The following is a 16067-nucleotide window of genomic DNA, read 5'->3' on the forward strand; positions in this document are numbered from 1 at the left end:
TGCCTGGGCTGCCTTGTCCGGCGCTCACAACTGGCCGACGTCGGTGACGCGGACCACCGCGCGACCCTCGGCGTCCGACGCCGCCAGGTCGACCTCCGCGCTGACTCCCCAGTCATGGTCGTCGTTCGGGTCGTCGAAGATCTGGCGGACACGCCACAGCCCGTGCTGCGGCTCCTCCTTGATGACGAGCAGCTTCGGGCCGCGGGCGTCGGGACCGGTACCGAGGTCGTCGTACTCGTCCCAGTACTTGTCCATCGCCTCGCCCCACGCGTCGGCGTCCCAGCCCGACTCGCCGTCCATCTCGCCCAGCTCCTCCACGTGGTCGAGAGCGGCGAGTTCGACGCGGCGGAACATGGCGTTGCGGACGAGGACGCGGAAGGCACGCGAGTTGGCGGTGACGGGCTTGACCTCGTCGGCCTTCTCCTGGGCCTCCTCGGCGGTCATCTCCTCCGGATTCGCCAGCTGCTCCCATTCGTCCAGCAGACTGGAGTCGACCTGGCGCACCATCTCACCCAGCCACTCGATCAGATCCTGCAGGTCCTCGGACTTCAGGTCGTCCGGGACCGTGTGATCGAGGGCCTTGTAGGCGCTCGCCAGGTAGCGCAGCACGATGCCCTCGGTGCGGGCCAGCTCGTAGTGCGACACCAGCTCGGTGAACGACATGGCCCGCTCGTACATGTCGCGGATCACCGACTTCGGCGACAGCGGATGGTCACCCACCCACGGGTGACTCTTGCGGTACGTGTCGTAGGCGTGGAAGAGCAGCTCCTCCAGCGGCTTGGGGTACGTGACGTCCTGGAGGCGCTCCATGCGCTCCTCGTACTCCACACCGTCCGACTTCATCGCGGCGACCGCCTCGCCACGCGCCTTGTTCTGCTGGGCCGCGAGGATCTGCCGCGGATCGTCCAGCGTGGACTCCACGACGGAGACCATGTCGAGCGCGTACGACGGCGACTCCGGGTCCAGCAGCTCGAACGCGGCCAGTGCGAACGTGGACAGCGGCTGGTTCAGCGCGAAGTCCTGCTGGAGGTCCACCGTGAGGCGGACGACGCGGCCCGTGGCGTCCGGTGCGTCGAGCTTCTCCACGATCCCGCCGTCCAGCAGCGAACGGTAGATCGCGATGGCCCGCCGGATGTGCCGCAACTGCTGCTTGCGCGGCTCGTGGTTGTCCTCCAGCAGGTGCCGCATCGCCTCGAAGGCGTTGCCCGGACGGGCGATCACCGACAGCAGCATGGTGTGCGTGACGCGGAAGCGGGACGTCAGCGGCTCAGGCTCGGAGCCGATGAGTTTCTCGAAGGTGTTCTCGGTCCAGGCGACGAAACCCTCGGGCGCCTTCTTGCGGACCACCTTGCGGCGCTTCTTCGGGTCGTCGCCCGCCTTCGCGAGCGCCTTCTCGTTCTCGACCACGTGCTCGGGGGCCTGCGCGACCACCAAGCCGGCCGTGTCGAAGCCGGCCCGGCCGGCCCGGCCCGCGATCTGATGGAACTCACGAGCCCGCAGTGTGCGCACACGAGTGCCGTCGTACTTCGTCAGCGCCGTGAACAGCACCGTCCGGATCGGCACGTTGACGCCGACACCGAGCGTGTCCGTCCCGCAGATCACCTTCAGCAGACCCGCCTGGGCGAGCTTCTCCACCAGCCGCCGGTACTTGGGGAGCATGCCGGCGTGGTGCACGCCGATGCCGTGCCGTACGTAGCGCGAGAGGTTGCGGCCGAACTTGGTGGTGAAACGGAAGTTGCCGATCAGCTCGGCGATCCGCTCCTTCTCCTCGCGCGAGCACATGTTGATGCTCATCAACGCCTGCGCCCGCTCCACCGCCTGCGCCTGCGTGAAGTGCACGATGTACACGGGAGCCTGCTTCGTCTCGAGCAGCTCGGTGAGCGTCTCCGTGAGCGGCGTGAAGCGGTACTCGTAGGACAGCGGTACGGGCCGGGTCGCCGAGCGGACGACCGCGGTGGGCCGGCCGGTGCGCCGGGCGAGGTCCTTCTCGAAGAAGGACACGTCGCCGAGCGTGGCCGACATGAGGATGAACTGCGCCTGCGGCAGTTCCAGGATCGGGATCTGCCAGGCCCAGCCGCGGTCGCCCTCCGCGTAGAAGTGGAACTCGTCCATGACTACCTGGCCGACGTCCGCGTGCTTGCCGTCGCGCAGCGCGATCGAGGCGAGCACCTCGGCGGTGCAGCAGATCACCGGGGCGTCGGCGTTGACGGACGCGTCGCCGGTGAGCATCCCGACGTTCTCCGTGCCGAAGATCTTGCACAGCTCGAAGAACTTCTCCGACACCAGCGCCTTGATCGGAGCGGTGTAGAAGGTGACCTCGTCGCGGGCGAGTGCCGCGAAGTGCGCACCCGCCGCGATCATGCTCTTGCCGGAGCCGGTCGGCGTCGACACGATCACGTTCGCCCCGGAGACCGCCTCGATCAACGCCTCCTCCTGATGGGAGTAGAGCGTGAGACCGCGTTCCTGGGCCCAGGACTCGAAGGCTTCGTACAGGGCGTCGGGATCTGGGGTCGGCGGCAACTGATCGATGAGGGTCACGCCCCCATCTTGCCTGCCTCGGTGCCGGAGGGGGGAATCGGCTGCGGGACCGAAGATCACGGCAGCTACGCTGTGTCGCCGACGGAGCGTCATCGCACCCGGTCAACTGGACAGCGGCGCATGAGGAATGGGGCGGGGAACGGCCATGATGGGACCAGCACACTCACTGTCGGGCGCCGCCGCCTGGCTCGGCGTCGGCGCGGCGGCAGCCGCGGCCGGCCACTCGATGCCGTGGCCGGTGCTGCTCGCCGGTGCGCTCATCTGTGCCGGCGCGGCGCTGGCCCCGGACCTCGATCACAAGGCCGCGACCATCTCCCGGGCCTTCGGACCCGTCTCACGCTGGCTGTGCGAGATCGTCGACAAGCTCTCCTACGCCGTCTACAAGAGCACCCGCAAACAGGGCGACCCGCGTCGCTCCGGCGGGCACCGCACCCTGACGCACACCTGGCTCTGGGCCGTCATGATCGGCGCGGGTGCCTCGGCGTTGGCGATCAGCGGGGGCCGCTGGGCGGTGCTGGCACTTCTCTTCGTCCACATGGTCCTGGCGATCGAGGGACTGCTCTGGCGGGCGACGCGGGGTTCCAGCAGCGACGTGCTGGTGTGGCTGCTGGCGGCGACCAGCGCGTGGATCATCGCCGGCGTGCTCGACAAGCCGGGCAACGGCGCGGACTGGCTGTTCACGGATCCCGGCCAGGAGTATCTGTGGCTCGGGCTGCCGATCGTGCTGGGCGCCCTGGTCCACGACATCGGGGACGCGCTGACCGTCTCCGGCTGCCCGGTGCTGTGGCCCATCCCGGTCGGGCGCAAGCGGTGGTACCCGATCGGTCCGCCCAAGGCGATGCGGTTCCGGGCCGGCAGCTGGGTCGAGCTGAAGGTGCTGATGCCCGTGTTCATGCTGCTGGGAGGGGTGGGCGGCGCCGCCGCGCTCAACTACATCTGAGCCGTGCCGGCGGCGGGACCGGGTCAGGTCGGCGTGCCTTCGCCGTAGCGCCGCTCGAAGCGAGCGATCCGGCCCTCCGTGTCCACGGTGCGGGCCTTGCCGGTGTAGAACGGATGGCTCTCCGAGGAGATCTCGACGTCCACGACGGGGTAGGTCTCGCCGTCGTCCCACTCGATCGTCTGGTCGCTGCTCGCGGTGGACCGGGTCAGGAAGGCGTAGCCGGCGGCACGGTCGCGGAAGACGACCGCGTGGTAGTCGGGGTGCTTGTCCTGCTGCATACGTGCTCCTCGTTCGGTGGGTGCGGGACCGGCGGCCCGACGCGGGCCGTGGCAGCCGGTCAGGACGTCCGGGGCGGTTCAGCCGGGCAGGGCGTCCTCGTCCACGATGTGCATCGCGGCCTCCTCGGCGGAGGCGGCGGCGCCGTCGATGCCGACGTCGGTGGCGACCAGGGCGCTCTCCTCGTCCTCGTGCGCTCCCTCGTCCGGTGCCACCAGGCGGCCGGAGCGGGCGGCGCCGACCTCCTTGTCCAGGAGTTCCCCGTCGGTGCCTTCGCAGTCACCGAGACCGTCGCCGCCAGGCACCGCGAGGTCCGGCAGTTCCTCCGCGAGCCGCTGGTCCAAGGACTCGCCCCGCCGGCGCTCCGCGGCCGTCACGCCGGAGTGCTCCACGGCCCAGGGCCGCTCGGGAGGCGACCATCCCCGGTCCAGTGGGTCGTCGACGTCGTCGCTCTCCAGGGTGTCTTCCCCGTTGAGCAGTCCGGCGTCGTCCTGGATGTCGGAGGCGTCGGGCTGGTAGACGTCGTCTCCCCATCCGTCGGCGCTGTTCACGGGTACCTCCAGGGGGTGAAGGGCCCGTTCTCGCCGTGTGGCCGGTGGTGGACCGCCGGGCACGGGGCACCGTCCGGCTGGGGGGTAAGCCGGACGGGCCGGCCCGGCTGCCTTCCGCGGGTGCCGCTCTCCAGCGTTCCACCCCCCTTCGGGAGCGCGCAACGCCAGAACGCTTCTGTGGCACCCGGGGCGCCAGCGGAAGGCCGCCACTCGGCGCCGCCGGAACCCCGGCCACGACCCCTCGCCGACGAGGGCCGCATGGGCCTCGCACGGCGATCCGCCGCGCGATCCGCCGCGCGATCCGCCGCGCGATCCGCCGCGCGATCCGCCCCCGGCTCGGCCCCCGGTCCCCGCCCGGTGGTGATCCGGCCGCGGCGGAGTGCCGTAGGTCTCCCGGGTGGCCGGCCCGGGGCAGGCTCCGGCCGGCCTTACGGGCGGCGGACCGGGGAGAAAGCGCTCCGGCCTCGGTCGAACCCGCAGCAGGCTCCCGTCGGGCTTACGAGCGGCGAGCCGGGGAGCCAACGCTCCGGCCTCGCGAGGGTCGCACCCGCGGCAGGTTCCCGCTCGCCCGCTCGGCGCCCGCTCACGGCCGGGTCTCGCCCCCCCCGGATGCCGACCGACCGACACCTTGCTCGTTTTGCCCTGGCGGTGACCGGCCGTCGCTTCCCGGAGGTGTTCTGTCGCCGCCGTCGGCCGAGGGGCTCAGCGGCGCCGCGGAGCCGGGTCGAGCGGTGCGGGCGGGGTGTCGTGCTTCTCGCGTGCGGCCAGGTCGGCGCCCGGGGAGACGACGATGGATGGCGATGGCCTCACCCTGGGTGGTGCGTCCGATCGCGCCGAAGTTCATCGCGCCGAGCACGAGCGAGCCGACCTGTACACCCACCGGTACGCACGGGGTGCGGTACCTCATGACTGTGTCTCCTCCGTGGACGGGTGCGGCGTGCGACCGGCCCCCCTCCACGGCCCAGCTTTGTGCGTGCCGACCAGCTCCCGGCGGAACGGTGCGCCGGCGAGCCGGTCACGGTCAGTGCGCGCCCGTCTCGGCGCGAGTCCGGCAGCTCACTGCCGCGCGCCTCGACGCAGCCCGCCGACAGCCCGGCATCCCGCTTCCGCTCACGCCGCGGGAGACCGGCATCCCGTCTCCGCTCACCTGGCGGGAGCCCGGAGGCGGGCCCTCGCCAGCCTCACCGGAGCCCGGCCGCGGCCGTCCCCCGACCCCCCTCACGGCGACCCGGCCCAGCCGGCCCTCACCGCCCGCCGTCGCCCGCCGCCTCTCGCCACCCGTCACCTCCCGCATCCATCCGCTCAGCCGTGCCAGGACCGCCACAGGGCCGCGTAGGCCCCGTCAGCGGCGACCAGCTCCGTGTGGCTGCCCAGTTCGCTGATGCGGCCGTTCTCCACCACGGCGATGACGTCCGCGTCGTGAGCGGTGTGCAGGCGGTGGGCGATGGCGACCACGGTACGGCCGTCCAGGACGCGGGCGAGGGAGCGTTCCAGGTGGCGGGCGGCGCGGGGGTCGAGCAGCGAGGTCGCCTCGTCGAGGACCAGCGTGTGCGGGTCGGCCAGGACGAGGCGGGCCAGCGCGATCTGCTGGGCCTGTGCCGGGGTGAGTACCTGTCCGCCCGAGCCGACCTCCGTGTCCAGTCCCTCGTCCAGCGCGCGTGCCCAGCCGTCCGCGTCGACCGCGGTGAGCGCCGCCCACAGCTCGGCCTCCTCCGCCTCCCCTGCCTCGGCCGGCTCCGTCCCGCCCTTCTCGAGGCGGGCGGGCGGAAGGGCCAGCCGGAGGTTGTCACGGAGCGAGCCGACGAACACGTGGTGCTCCTGGTTGACGAGCGCGACGTGCGAGCGGACGCGTTCGGCAGTCATGCGGGACAGCTCGGCGCCACCGAGGGCGACCCTGCCGTCCCGGGGAGCGTAGATGCCGGCGAGGAGCCGGCCCAGTGTGGACTTTCCCGCGCCGGAAGGGCCGACGAGGGCCAGCCGGGTGCCCGGCGCGACCTCCAGGGACACCTGGCGCAGCACGTCGACGCCCTCGCGGTAGCCGAAGTGGACCCGGTCGGCGAGTACGTCCCGCCCGTCCGGTTCGAGCCCGGAGTCACCGGCGTCCGGCTCGATGTCGCGCACTCCGACGAGCCGGGCCAGCGACACCTGCGCCACCTGCAGCTCGTCGTACCAGCGCAGGATCAGGTTCACCGGGTCGACGAGCATCTGGGTCAGCAGCGCGCCCGTGGTGAGCTGACCGACCTCGATCCATCCCTGGAGGACGAACACCCCGCCGACCATGAGGACCGACCCGAGGACGGTGACGTGCACGAGGTTGATGACCGGGAAGAGGACCGACCGCAGCCACAGCGTGTAGTTCTCCCAGGCCGTCCACTGCTTGACCCGCAGCTCCGACAGTTCGACACGGCGGTCACCCAGCCGGTGCGCCTCGACGGTGCGGCCGGCGTCCACGGTCTCGGCGAGGGCGGCGGCGACGGAGGCGTAACCGGCGGCCTCCGAGCGGTACCCGGCGGGGGCACGCTTGAAGTACCACCGGCAGCCGGCCACCAGCAGCGGCACCGCGACCAGCACGGCCGGCGCCAGCGGCGGAGCGGTGACGACGAGTCCGCCGAGCAGCAGCGCCGCCCACATCACGCCGATCGTCAGCTGGGGCACCGCCTCGCGCATGGCGTTGGCCAGCCGGTCGATGTCGGTGGTGATGCGGGACAGCAGGTCGCCCGTGCCGGCCCGCTCCAGCACACCCGGCGGCAGCCGCACCGACCGGACGAGGAAGTCCTCGCGGAGGTCGGCCAGCATGCGCTCGCCGAGCATCGCCCCGCGCAGCCGTACCTGCCGTACGAAGAAGGCCTGGACGAGGAGGGCGACGACGAACAGCGTGGCGACGAGGCCCAGATGGAGTTCGCGGGCCCCCTGCGAGAGCCGTTCCACGACGTCGCCGAGGAGCCATGGACCCACCATGGAGGCGACCGTGGCAACCGTGTTGACGACCAGCAGGATGACGAACGCGCGGCGGTGCCGGCGCAACAGTTCGGCCACATAGGCGCGTACGGTCGCGGGGGCGCCCACGGGCAGCGTGTTCGCTGTCGTCGGTGCCGCCGGGTCGTACGCGGGTGGCGCCACGCCGATCATGCGGACTCCTCGATCTCTTGCCGTTCGTCGTCGTGGAGTTCGTGCAGTTCCTTCAGCACACCGCTCAGCGCGGTCGCGTCGGTCGCCACGGTCGGCGCGGTGTCGGTGATCCCCGCGGTCTCTTCCTCGGTCTCGCGGGTCACCACCGCGCGGTATCGCGGCTCCGTGTGGAGCAGTTCGCGGTGTGCCCCGGCCGCGACGGCCAGACCCTCGTGGACCAGGACGACCCGGTCGGCCCGGTCCAGCAACAGCGGGGAGGAGGTGAACATGACGGTGGTGCGCCCCGTCCTGATCTCCCGCAGTCCCTCGGCGATCCGTGCCTCGGTGTGCGAGTCGACGGCGGAGGTCGGTTCGTCCAGGACGAGAACCTCGGGGTCCGTGAAGAGCGAGCGGGCCAGGGCCAGTCGCTGGCGCTGGCCGCCCGACAGGGAGCGCCCCCGTTCGGTGATGTGGGCGTCCATCGGATCGTCGGCGTCCAGCGAGCCCTGGACGAGGGCGTCGAGGACGTCCCCGCACTGGGCGGCCGCGAGCGCCGCCGCCGCGCCGACCTCGCCCGAGGCGGGCACGTCGAGCAGGTCGCGCAGGGAGCCCGACAGCAGCACCGGGTCCTTGTCCTGGACGAGGACGGCCGTGCGCGCGCTGTCCAGCGGCAGTTCGTCCAGCGGTACTCCGCCGAGCAGCACGGAGGGGCCGTCCTCGGAGGGGTGTCCGCCGAGGCGTTCGGCCAGTCGCCCGGCGGCGTCCGGGTCGCCGCACACCACGGCGGTGAGTCGTGCGGCAGGGGCCAGCAGCCCGGTGGCGGGGTCGTACAGATCCCCGGAGGGCAGCTCCGCGGCGCGTGACCCACCCGCGTCCGTGACCCGTTCGAGCGACAGCACGCGGGCGGCGCGTTTAGCCGACGGACGGGAGAAGGAGTAGGCCATCGCGATCTCCTCGAAGTGCCTGAGAGGGTACGCCAGGACCATGACGGAGCTGTAGACGGTGACGAGTTCGCCGACGGAGATACGGCCCGCGCGGGCCAGGTGGACGCCGTAGAACACGACCGCGATCAGCAGCAGGCCGGGCAGCAGGACCTGGATGGCGCTGATCAGCGACCACATGCGGGCGCTGCGCACCGCCGCGTGACGGACCTCCTGGGAGGCGCGGCGGTAGCGGTCGAGGAAGAGGTCCTCGCCGCCGATGCCACGCAGTACCCGCAGGCCGGCCACGGTGTCGGAGGCCAGCTCGGTCGCGCGTCCGGCCTTCTCGCGCTGGAGGTCCGCGCGTCGCGTCGCGTGGGGCAGCAGGGGCAGCGCCGCGAAGGCGACGACGGGCAGGCCCACGGCGACGACGACGCCGAGGGCCGGCTGGTAGACCACCAGGCCGACGCAGACGAACACGACCGTCAGGGCGGCGGCGGAGAAGCGCGAGACGCCTTCGACGAACCAGCCGATCTTCTCGACGTCACCGGTGGAGACGGCGACGACCTCACCGGCCGCGACGCGTCGGCTGAGGGCGGAGCCCAACTGCGAGGCCTTGCGGGCGAGGAGTTGCTGGACGCGGGCGGCCGCGGTGATCCAGTTGGTGACGGCCGCTCGGTGCAGGAAGGTGTCCCCGAGCGCGGTCGCGGCGCCGAACAGGGCCATCAGCCCACCGGCGAGGGCCAGCCGCGCTCCGGAGCGGTCGATGACGGCCTCGATGGCGAACCCGACGCAGAACGGCTGTGCCGACACCGCCATGAAGTGCAGCAGGCCCCAGGCCAGGGATCTGAGCTGGCCGCCCAGCTGGTTGCGCCCGAGCCACCACAGGAATCGGGAACCCGAGCGGACGTCCGGCACGCCCGGGTCTGGATACGGAAGGTCTTGGATCTGCATGACGTCCCAGTGGCTCGTGTCAGGGATAGGGCGGAAGGGGCCGCGGGGAGCGGCGACAGCAAACCGTGAAAGGTTCGCTTCGCACGGTGGTCAAAATCAACCTGTTTTTCAGGGCGCCGCATGGTTTTGCCCGCCGCCCACCGCCCGCCCCCCGGGGACCCGCCGCACCCACGCGAGGAACGCACGACCACCCGCGGTGCCGACCATCCGCAGGGCCGGCCATCCGCGGTGGGTACCTCCTGCGGTGTCGACGACCGTCGGTGTCGGTGACCGTCGGTGTCGATGACCGGCTGTTGACCGACGGCCGAGGAGCCCCCGCCCCCAAGGCCACTGACGCGACACCGGTCACCAGTCACCGCTCACCAGTCACCGCTCACCGGTCACCCGGAAGGGCCATGTCGGCCGCCCCGGCCGCGACGAATGCCCCGGCCGTGACGAGTGCCGAGAAGTGCCGCGGCCGTCGCCCCGGCGTCACGGGGCGGCGCCCGCCGTCCTTGCCCTGGAGCTGCGACGGCTCGATGAAGAGGCAAGGCCTCAGCCGCAACGGCGAAGCGGCGCCGCCTCGATGAACCGGCGGCGCCTCAACAGTGCGGGGCCGCCGTGCCGTCGATCAAGGTGTCCAGCAACTCCCCGAGCACGGCCCGCTCCACGGTCGTGAGGGGGGCCAGGATCTCGTGGGCCGCCGACTGGCGCGCCCGGTGCAGTTCGCGCAGCGCGGCGCGCCCCGCGTCGGTCAGCTCGATGCGGATCACCCGGCGGTTGGTCGGATCCGGGACCCGGCGCACCTTGCCGTTCGTCTCCAGCCCGTCGACCAGTGTGGTCACCGCCCGCGGCACGACCTCCAGGCGTTCGGCGACGTCCGCCATCCGCGGCGGGGCGCTGAAGTGGGAGAGGGTGCGCAGCAGGCGGGACTGGGCGGGCGTGATGCCCAGGTCCGACAGCTCCAGATGGCGCTTCTGGATGCGGTGCACCCGGCGGGTGAACCGCAGCAGCTGCTCGGCGAGCGCGCCGTCGGGATCGGGGGTGGTCATGCGGGAACAATATCAGGATGCCGTTCATTGTGAGTATAGGTAACAATGAGCTACGCTCCCTCCGTCCCGCTCGACTCACCTCCCGTAGGAGCCCATGCATCCCGACAAGCCAGATTCCTGGCACCCGTCCGGCGACGCCGAGGAACAGCCTCGGCAGGTGCGCCGCATCCTGAGACTCTTCCGCCCGTACCGTGGTCGGCTCGCCGTCGTCGGCCTGCTCGTCGCCGCCTCCTCGCTCGTCTCGGTCGCCACGCCCTTCCTGCTGAAGGAGACCCTCGACGTCGCCATCCCCGAGGGCCGGACCGGCCTGCTGAGCCTGCTCGCCCTCGGCATGATCCTCAGCGCCGTCCTCGCCGGTGTCTTCGGCGTCCTCCAGACGCTGATCTCCACGACGGTCGGCCAGCGCGTCATGCACGACCTGCGCACCGCGGTCTACGGCCGCCTCCAGAGCATGTCGCTCGCGTTCTTCACGCGCACGCGTACCGGCGAGGTCCAGTCCCGCATCGCCAACGACATCGGCGGCATGCAGGCGACCGTCACCTCCACCGCCACCTCCCTGGTCTCCAACTTCACCAGCGTCGTCGCCACCATCGTCGCGATGGTCGCCCTCGACTGGCGTCTCACCGTCGTGTCGCTGCTCCTGCTGCCGGTGTTCGTGTGGATCAGCCGCCGGGTCGGGAACGAACGGCGGAAGATCACCACCCAGCGGCAGAAGCAGATGGCCGGAATGGCCGCCACGGTCACCGAGTCGCTCTCGGTCAGCGGCATCCTGCTCGGTCGCACCATGGGCCGCGCCGACTCCCTCACCCATTCCTTCGCCGACGAGTCCGAGCGCCTCGTCGACCTCGAGGTGAGATCGAGCATGGCCGGACGCTGGCGCATGTCGGTCATCGGGATCGTCATGTCGGCCATGCCGGCCGTCATCTACTGGACCGCGGGCATGACCCTCCAGCTCGGCGGCCCCGGCGCCTCCCTGGGCACGATCGTCGCCTTCGTCTCCCTCCAGCAGGGCCTGTTCCGTCCGGCCGTCAGCCTCCTGTCGACCGGCGTGCAGATCCAGACCTCCCTCGCGCTCTTCCAGCGCATCTTCGAGTACCTCGACCTGCCCGTCGACATCACCGAGCGGGCGGACCCGGTCCACCTCGACCAGATCAAGGGCGAGGTCCGCTTCGAGAACGTGGAGTTCCGCTACGACGCCGACGACGACACGGTCCCGCCCGTCCTCGACGGCATCGACGTGACCGTCCCCGCCGGCAGCAGCCTCGCCGTCGTCGGGCCGACCGGCGCCGGCAAGTCCACGCTGGGCTACCTGGTGCCGCGTCTGTACGACGTCACCGGCGGCCGCGTCACCATCGACGGGGTCGACGTCCGCGACCTCGACTTCGACACGCTGGCGCGGGCGGTCGGCGTCGTCTCGCAGGAGACGTACCTCTTCCACTCCTCGATCGCCGACAACCTGCGCTTCGCCAAGCCGGACGCCACCGAGGAGGAACTGCACGCGGCGGCGCGCGCGGCCCAGATCCACGACCACATCGCCGCCCTGCCCGACGGGTACGACACGGTCGTCGGCGAGCGCGGGCACCGGTTCTCCGGTGGTGAGAAGCAGCGCCTGGCCATCGCCCGCACCATCCTGCGCGACCCGCCGGTGCTCATCCTCGACGAGGCGACCAGCGCCCTGGACACCCGGACCGAGCACGCCGTACAGGAGGCCATCGACGCGCTCTCGGCCAACCGCACCACGCTCACCATCGCCCACCGGCTCTCCACCATCCGCAATGCCGACCAGATCGTTGTCCTGGACTCCGGCCGGCCGGCCGAACGGGGCACGCACGAGGAGCTTCTGCAGCGCGACGGGCGGTATGCGGAGCTGGTGCGCCGGGACGCCCGACTGGAGTCGACAAGCTGACAATGAGTCGAGTGATGCCGGAATTGTGATGATATGCGGGTTACCGTGCCCGCATGCAGATGAACACTCCGCCACGGAGCACGATCCGACTGACGCGCCGGGGCCGCCTCGTCCTCATCGCGACCGGAGCCGTCGCGGCCGGCACCGCTGTGGCGGTGCCGCTGCTGAGCATGGACAGCCCCGGGAAGAAGACGACGGCGCTGGTGATCCCGGAGGGCTGGCGCGCCGGCCAGATCTACGAGGCCGTCGACAAGGCCCTCGCCCTGCCGGCCGGTACGACCAGGAAATCGCTGCCGAAGGCCGGACTGAAACTGCCGCCCGACGCCGGGGGCAACCCGGAGGGCTACCTCTTCCCGGCGACGTATCCGCTGGACGGGAAGCCGACACCGCAGGCGCTGCTGAAGCAGATGGTCTCCACGGCCAACAGGAAGTTCAGCGGCGCGCCGGTCACCGCCGGGGCCCAGCGCAACGCGATGAACGTCTACCAGGCGGTCACCGTCGCCAGCATCGTCCAGGCCGAGGCGGCCACAAGGGCGGACATGGGCAAGGTGGCCCGCGTCGTCTTCAACCGTCTGGAGCGCGGCATGCCGTTGCAGATGGACTCCACCATCAACTACGCGCTGAACCGCGCCACGCTCAGGACGAGCACGGCGGACACCCGCGTCGACAGCCCCTACAACTCCTACCAGCGCATGGGCCTGCCTCCCACGCCCATCGACAACCCCGGCGAGGAGGCCGTGCGCGCCGCTCTCACCCCGACGCCCGGCGACTGGCTGTACTTCGTCACGGTCAGGCCGGGCGACACGCGCTTCACCGCCAGCTACGAGGAGCACCAGCGCAATGTCGCGGAGTTCAACAGGGTCCAGCAGAGCGCTCAGGCCTCGCGGACTCCGACGAAGGCCCCCTGACCCGGCGGCACGTCAGGCGGCGGCCGGCTCCCCGGCCGGCTCGGCGAGCAGCCGCCTGATGTCCCGTACGGCCGAGCGCCCCGCCCGATTGGCGCCGACGGTGCTCGCGGAGGGACCGTAGCCGACGAGGTGGACGCGGGGGTCGGCGACGGCGCGCGTGCCCTCGACACGGATACCGCCGCCCGGCTCGCGCAGCCGCAGCGGCGCCAGGTGGTCCACGGCGGGCCGGAAACCGGTCGCCCACAGGATGACGTCGGCGGACACGTGCCGCCCGTCCTTCCACTCCACTCCGTCCGGTGTGATCCGGTCGAACATCGGCAGCCGGTCGAGCACCCCGTCCGCCAGCCCCTGCCGGATCGCGTCGTTCAGCGGCAGGCCGGTCACGGACACGACGCTCCTCGGCGGCAGCCCCTGCCGTACCCGCTCCGCCACGAGCGCGACCGCGGCGCGACCCGCGTCCTCGTCGAAGGGGCCCTCGCGGAAGACGGGCGGGCGCCGCGTCACCCAGGTGGTGGCGGCCGCGTACGGGGCCAGCTCCAGCAGGTGCTGGGTCCCCGACGCACCGCCGCCGACCACGATCACCCGCAGCCCCGCGAACGCCTCCGGCCCCGGATAGCGCGCGGTGTGCCACTGCCGGCCGCGAAAGGTCTCCTGCCCGGGGTAGTGCGGCCAGAAGGGCCGGTCCCAGGTGCCGGTGGCGTTGATCAGCGCCTTCGTGGCCCACGTGCCGTCGGAACTCTCGACGAGCAGCCGACCGCCCGTCCCCTCACGCACCGCCGTCACATCGACCGGCCGCCGCACCCGCAGGTCGAAGGCGCGCTCGTACGCCGTGAAGTACTCGGCGATCACCTCGGAGGAGGGGCGCGCCGGATCCGCTCCCGTCAGTTCCCTGCCGGGCAGCGCGTGCATCCCGTGCACCTTGCCGTACGTCAGTGAGGGCCACCGGAACTGCCAGGCGCCGCCCGGGCCGGGTGAGTGGTCGAGCACCACGAAGTCGCGCTCCGGCTCGAAGCCGGTGCGCCGCAGGTGGTAGGCGGCGGCCAGCCCCGCCTGACCGGCGCCGATGACGACCACCTCGACCTCACGCATGTCGTTCACATGTGAATCAACAGAGCCGAGGTCGTGGATCTTCCCGCCGGGCCGAGCACGTGACGATCGTCGACCGGGCGCGAATGGGTCAGGATGGGGGCATGTCAGATGCGTTCACCACCCGGGTACTGCACATCGCCTCCGGCGCCCAGGAGAGGGTCGTCGACCTCACCCGTGACTGCGAGGCCTTCCTGCGGGAGACGGCGGCCGGCCGCGACGGCCTTCTCAACGTCTTCGTCCCGCACGCCACGGCGGGCATCGCCGTCATCGAGACCGGTGCCGGGAGCGACGACGACCTCCTTGCCGCCCTGCACGCCCTCCTCCCCGCCGACGACCGCTGGCAGCACCGCCACGGCAGCCCCGGCCACGGCCGCGATCACGTTCTCCCGGCGTTCGTCCCGCCCCACGCCACCCTGCCGGTGGTGGACGGAACCCTGCGGCTGGGAACCTGGCAGTCGGTGTGCCTCGTGGACACCAACCGCGACAACCCCGAACGTCAGGTGCGGTTGTCGTTCCTCGGATAGTCCGGTGGCGCCACGACCGCGAGGGCCTGATCGGGCATCTCTCGCCTCCCCCGCGGGCATTGATCCGGCGTCCCGGAGCGCCGCGGTGATCGTGGGCGGTCCCCGGAAGCGGCGGCCCCACGCCGCCCGCGGCGCCTCACACCTCGTGCCGTGCGAAGAGTTCGAGATGATCGCAGTCGCGGCAGCGGTGGGCGTCGATCTGGAACCGGCGTCGGCCCCAGCGTTTGGCGCCGCCCAGGAGCCCGCGCTGGAGCGGCCCCGGGATCCACCGCGCGTACCCCTGCGAGTGGTCGCCGGCGTCCTCGACGAACCCCGGCTCGAGGTCGAAGCCCTGGCATTGCGAGCACCTGATCTCCATACCCGCACTGTAGAAGCAGGACGGGTATCGACGGACGGTCGGGGGACGTCGATCCGCCGAACTCCGGGCGGCGGCGACGCCGGTGGGCCGAATCCCTAGCGGTGGCGACGCCGGTGGGCCCAACTCCGGGCGGTGGCGGCGCCGGTGGGCCTGCCTGCCCAGATCCACCAGTGCCTGGCGCTCAGCACGCGGGGGCCAGAACGGGCCGGACGCGGACGGCGGGCACGAGCGCGGTGGGCACGGCCGGCACGAGTGCGGTGGGCGCGGGCGCTCCGCCGCGCGGGTCCGCGGCCGTCCCGTGCCGCGCGGGGTCCGCGAACACGAACAGCCGCAGCACCAGGAAGCGCCCCGTGCCCGCCAGGGCGGAGGCGCCCAGGTACACGGCCTGCTGGGTGACCAGGCCGGGGGAGGACTGGACGGCGTACAGGACGAACACCGCGGCGCAGGTGGTCCCGTAGGCGACCGTGGCCGACCCGGCGGACTGCATGTGCCGTCGCCACCCGGCACGGCGCCCGGTGCCGAACGTGAACAGGGCGTGCAGTTCGGTGCAGAGCAGGGTCGACGCCACGGTGATCGCCGCGTTCGCCAGCGCCCAGGGCATCAGCGCGGCCAGCAGCGGGACGGCGGCGCCGGAGAGGAGGCCGACCCCGCCGCCGCAGACCACGAACCGCACGAAGGACGCGAGCGGGCCGGGCGTCGTCGACGCGGCCGCCGGCGCGGCGGCCCCCGCTCCGGTCGCGACCTCCGTCCGCGGTGGTTCCTGCACGGACATCGCCTGTGCCTGCGGCTGCGGCTTCGACAGGACGGGCGATGTCATCGCGGTTTCCTTCCGGGTGGAACTCGGGCTTTGAGGGCTTGGGGGCCTTGACGGCTTTGGAGGCTCTGGGTGCCGGCCGCACGACAGCGGCCGACTCTCCGCCGAACCGCGGCCGAGCCCGAACCGCGGCCCAGCTTCGACCGGGCT

The 16067-nt window shown here is 71.9% G+C and carries 13 protein-coding genes and 1 pseudogene; 4 read left to right on the top strand and 10 right to left on the bottom strand.

Annotated elements, in window-relative coordinates:
• Window positions 1–24: 24 nt before the first annotated feature.
• Window positions 25–2538, bottom strand: a complete 2514-nt coding sequence (locus ACFYO5_RS07490; RefSeq protein WP_356563144.1) for a DUF3516 domain-containing protein — start codon at window positions 2536–2538, stop codon at window positions 25–27.
• A 145-nt stretch (window positions 2539–2683) separates the two neighbouring features.
• Between ACFYO5_RS07490 and ACFYO5_RS07495 the strand changes: the two genes are divergently transcribed.
• A complete protein-coding gene (locus ACFYO5_RS07495; protein WP_388705318.1) occupies window positions 2684–3478 on the top strand; it encodes a metal-dependent hydrolase in 795 nt (264 codons plus the stop codon).
• A 23-nt stretch (window positions 3479–3501) separates the two neighbouring features.
• Here ACFYO5_RS07495 and ACFYO5_RS07500 read toward each other — a convergent pair whose 3' ends face one another.
• The 6 genes and pseudogenes from ACFYO5_RS07500 to ACFYO5_RS07525 form a co-directional block, all read right to left on the bottom strand.
• On the bottom strand, window positions 3502–3756 hold the full coding sequence (locus tag ACFYO5_RS07500) for a type B 50S ribosomal protein L31 (RefSeq protein ID WP_388705320.1): 255 nt from the start codon (window positions 3754–3756) through the stop codon (window positions 3502–3504).
• 78 nt (window positions 3757–3834) lie between these two features.
• Complete coding sequence (locus ACFYO5_RS07505) at window positions 3835–4305, bottom strand: DUF5709 domain-containing protein (protein ID WP_356563149.1); 471 nt, start codon at window positions 4303–4305, stop codon at window positions 3835–3837.
• A gap of 793 nt (window positions 4306–5098) precedes the next feature.
• A pseudogene (locus ACFYO5_RS07510) lies at window positions 5099–5212 on the bottom strand (aldo/keto reductase); the annotation flags it as partial.
• A 395-nt stretch (window positions 5213–5607) separates the two neighbouring features.
• Window positions 5608–7434 (bottom strand): ABC transporter ATP-binding protein, encoded by a 1827-nt coding sequence (locus tag ACFYO5_RS07515; RefSeq protein ID WP_388705323.1) that lies wholly within the window; start codon window positions 7432–7434, stop codon window positions 5608–5610.
• Window positions 7431–9287: an ABC transporter transmembrane domain-containing protein gene (locus ACFYO5_RS07520; protein ID WP_388705326.1), complete on the bottom strand. Its 1857-nt coding sequence runs from the start codon at window positions 9285–9287 to the stop codon at window positions 7431–7433. Before ACFYO5_RS07520 ends, ACFYO5_RS07515 begins: the two co-directional genes overlap by 4 nt.
• A gap of 581 nt (window positions 9288–9868) precedes the next feature.
• On the bottom strand, window positions 9869–10318 hold the full coding sequence (locus ACFYO5_RS07525) for a MarR family winged helix-turn-helix transcriptional regulator (RefSeq protein WP_388705329.1): 450 nt from the start codon (window positions 10316–10318) through the stop codon (window positions 9869–9871).
• Between the two features lie 94 nt (window positions 10319–10412).
• Here ACFYO5_RS07525 and ACFYO5_RS07530 point away from each other — a divergent pair, with 94 nt between their 5' ends.
• Window positions 10413–12224, top strand: coding sequence for an ABC transporter ATP-binding protein (locus ACFYO5_RS07530; protein ID WP_388705332.1), 1812 nt, complete (start codon window positions 10413–10415; stop codon window positions 12222–12224).
• Between the two features lie 53 nt (window positions 12225–12277).
• Complete coding sequence (gene mltG / locus ACFYO5_RS07535) at window positions 12278–13132, top strand: endolytic transglycosylase MltG (RefSeq protein WP_388705335.1); 855 nt, start codon at window positions 12278–12280, stop codon at window positions 13130–13132.
• A 12-nt stretch (window positions 13133–13144) separates the two neighbouring features.
• On the opposite strand, the gene ACFYO5_RS07540 is transcribed toward mltG, so the two are convergent.
• Complete coding sequence (locus ACFYO5_RS07540) at window positions 13145–14230, bottom strand: NAD(P)-binding domain-containing protein (protein ID WP_388705338.1); 1086 nt, start codon at window positions 14228–14230, stop codon at window positions 13145–13147.
• Window positions 14231–14322: 92 nt separating this feature from the next.
• On the opposite strand from ACFYO5_RS07540, the gene ACFYO5_RS07545 reads away from it, so the two are divergent.
• Window positions 14323–14745, top strand: coding sequence for a YjbQ family protein (locus ACFYO5_RS07545; protein ID WP_356563661.1), 423 nt, complete (start codon window positions 14323–14325; stop codon window positions 14743–14745).
• Between the two features lie 136 nt (window positions 14746–14881).
• On the opposite strand, the gene ACFYO5_RS07550 is transcribed toward ACFYO5_RS07545, so the two are convergent.
• Both ACFYO5_RS07550 and ACFYO5_RS07555 read right to left on the bottom strand, forming a co-directional pair.
• Entirely contained in the window at window positions 14882–15103 is a 222-nt protein-coding gene (locus tag ACFYO5_RS07550) for a hypothetical protein (RefSeq protein WP_388705342.1), read from the bottom strand.
• Between the two features lie 181 nt (window positions 15104–15284).
• Window positions 15285–15875, bottom strand: a complete 591-nt coding sequence (locus ACFYO5_RS07555; RefSeq protein WP_388707115.1) for a hypothetical protein — start codon at window positions 15873–15875, stop codon at window positions 15285–15287.
• Window positions 15876–16067: the final 192 nt, after the last annotated feature.

Source organism: Streptomyces sp. NPDC006259 (genome assembly GCF_042870975.1).
Lineage (GTDB): Bacteria > Actinomycetota > Actinomycetes > Streptomycetales > Streptomycetaceae > Streptomyces.

Excerpts from the sequence above, each read along its gene's own strand:
- ACFYO5_RS07495 (WP_388705318.1), top strand. The coding sequence starts at position 2,684 with ATGATGGGACCAGCACACTCACTGTCGGGCGCCGCCGCCTGGCTCGGC.
- ACFYO5_RS07500 (WP_388705320.1), bottom strand. The coding sequence starts at position 3,756 with ATGCAGCAGGACAAGCACCCCGACTACCACGCGGTCGTCTTCCGCGAC.
- ACFYO5_RS07515 (WP_388705323.1), bottom strand. The coding sequence starts at position 7,434 with ATGATCGGCGTGGCGCCACCCGCGTACGACCCGGCGGCACCGACGACA.
- ACFYO5_RS07520 (WP_388705326.1), bottom strand. The coding sequence starts at position 9,287 with ATGCAGATCCAAGACCTTCCGTATCCAGACCCGGGCGTGCCGGACGTC.
- ACFYO5_RS07525 (WP_388705329.1), bottom strand. The coding sequence starts at position 10,318 with ATGACCACCCCCGATCCCGACGGCGCGCTCGCCGAGCAGCTGCTGCGG.
- ACFYO5_RS07530 (WP_388705332.1), top strand. The coding sequence starts at position 10,413 with ATGCATCCCGACAAGCCAGATTCCTGGCACCCGTCCGGCGACGCCGAG.
- mltG (WP_388705335.1), top strand. The coding sequence starts at position 12,278 with ATGCAGATGAACACTCCGCCACGGAGCACGATCCGACTGACGCGCCGG.
- ACFYO5_RS07545 (WP_356563661.1), top strand. The coding sequence starts at position 14,323 with ATGTCAGATGCGTTCACCACCCGGGTACTGCACATCGCCTCCGGCGCC.
- ACFYO5_RS07550 (WP_388705342.1), bottom strand. The coding sequence starts at position 15,103 with ATGGAGATCAGGTGCTCGCAATGCCAGGGCTTCGACCTCGAGCCGGGG.
- ACFYO5_RS07555 (WP_388707115.1), bottom strand. The coding sequence starts at position 15,875 with ATGTCCGTGCAGGAACCACCGCGGACGGAGGTCGCGACCGGAGCGGGG.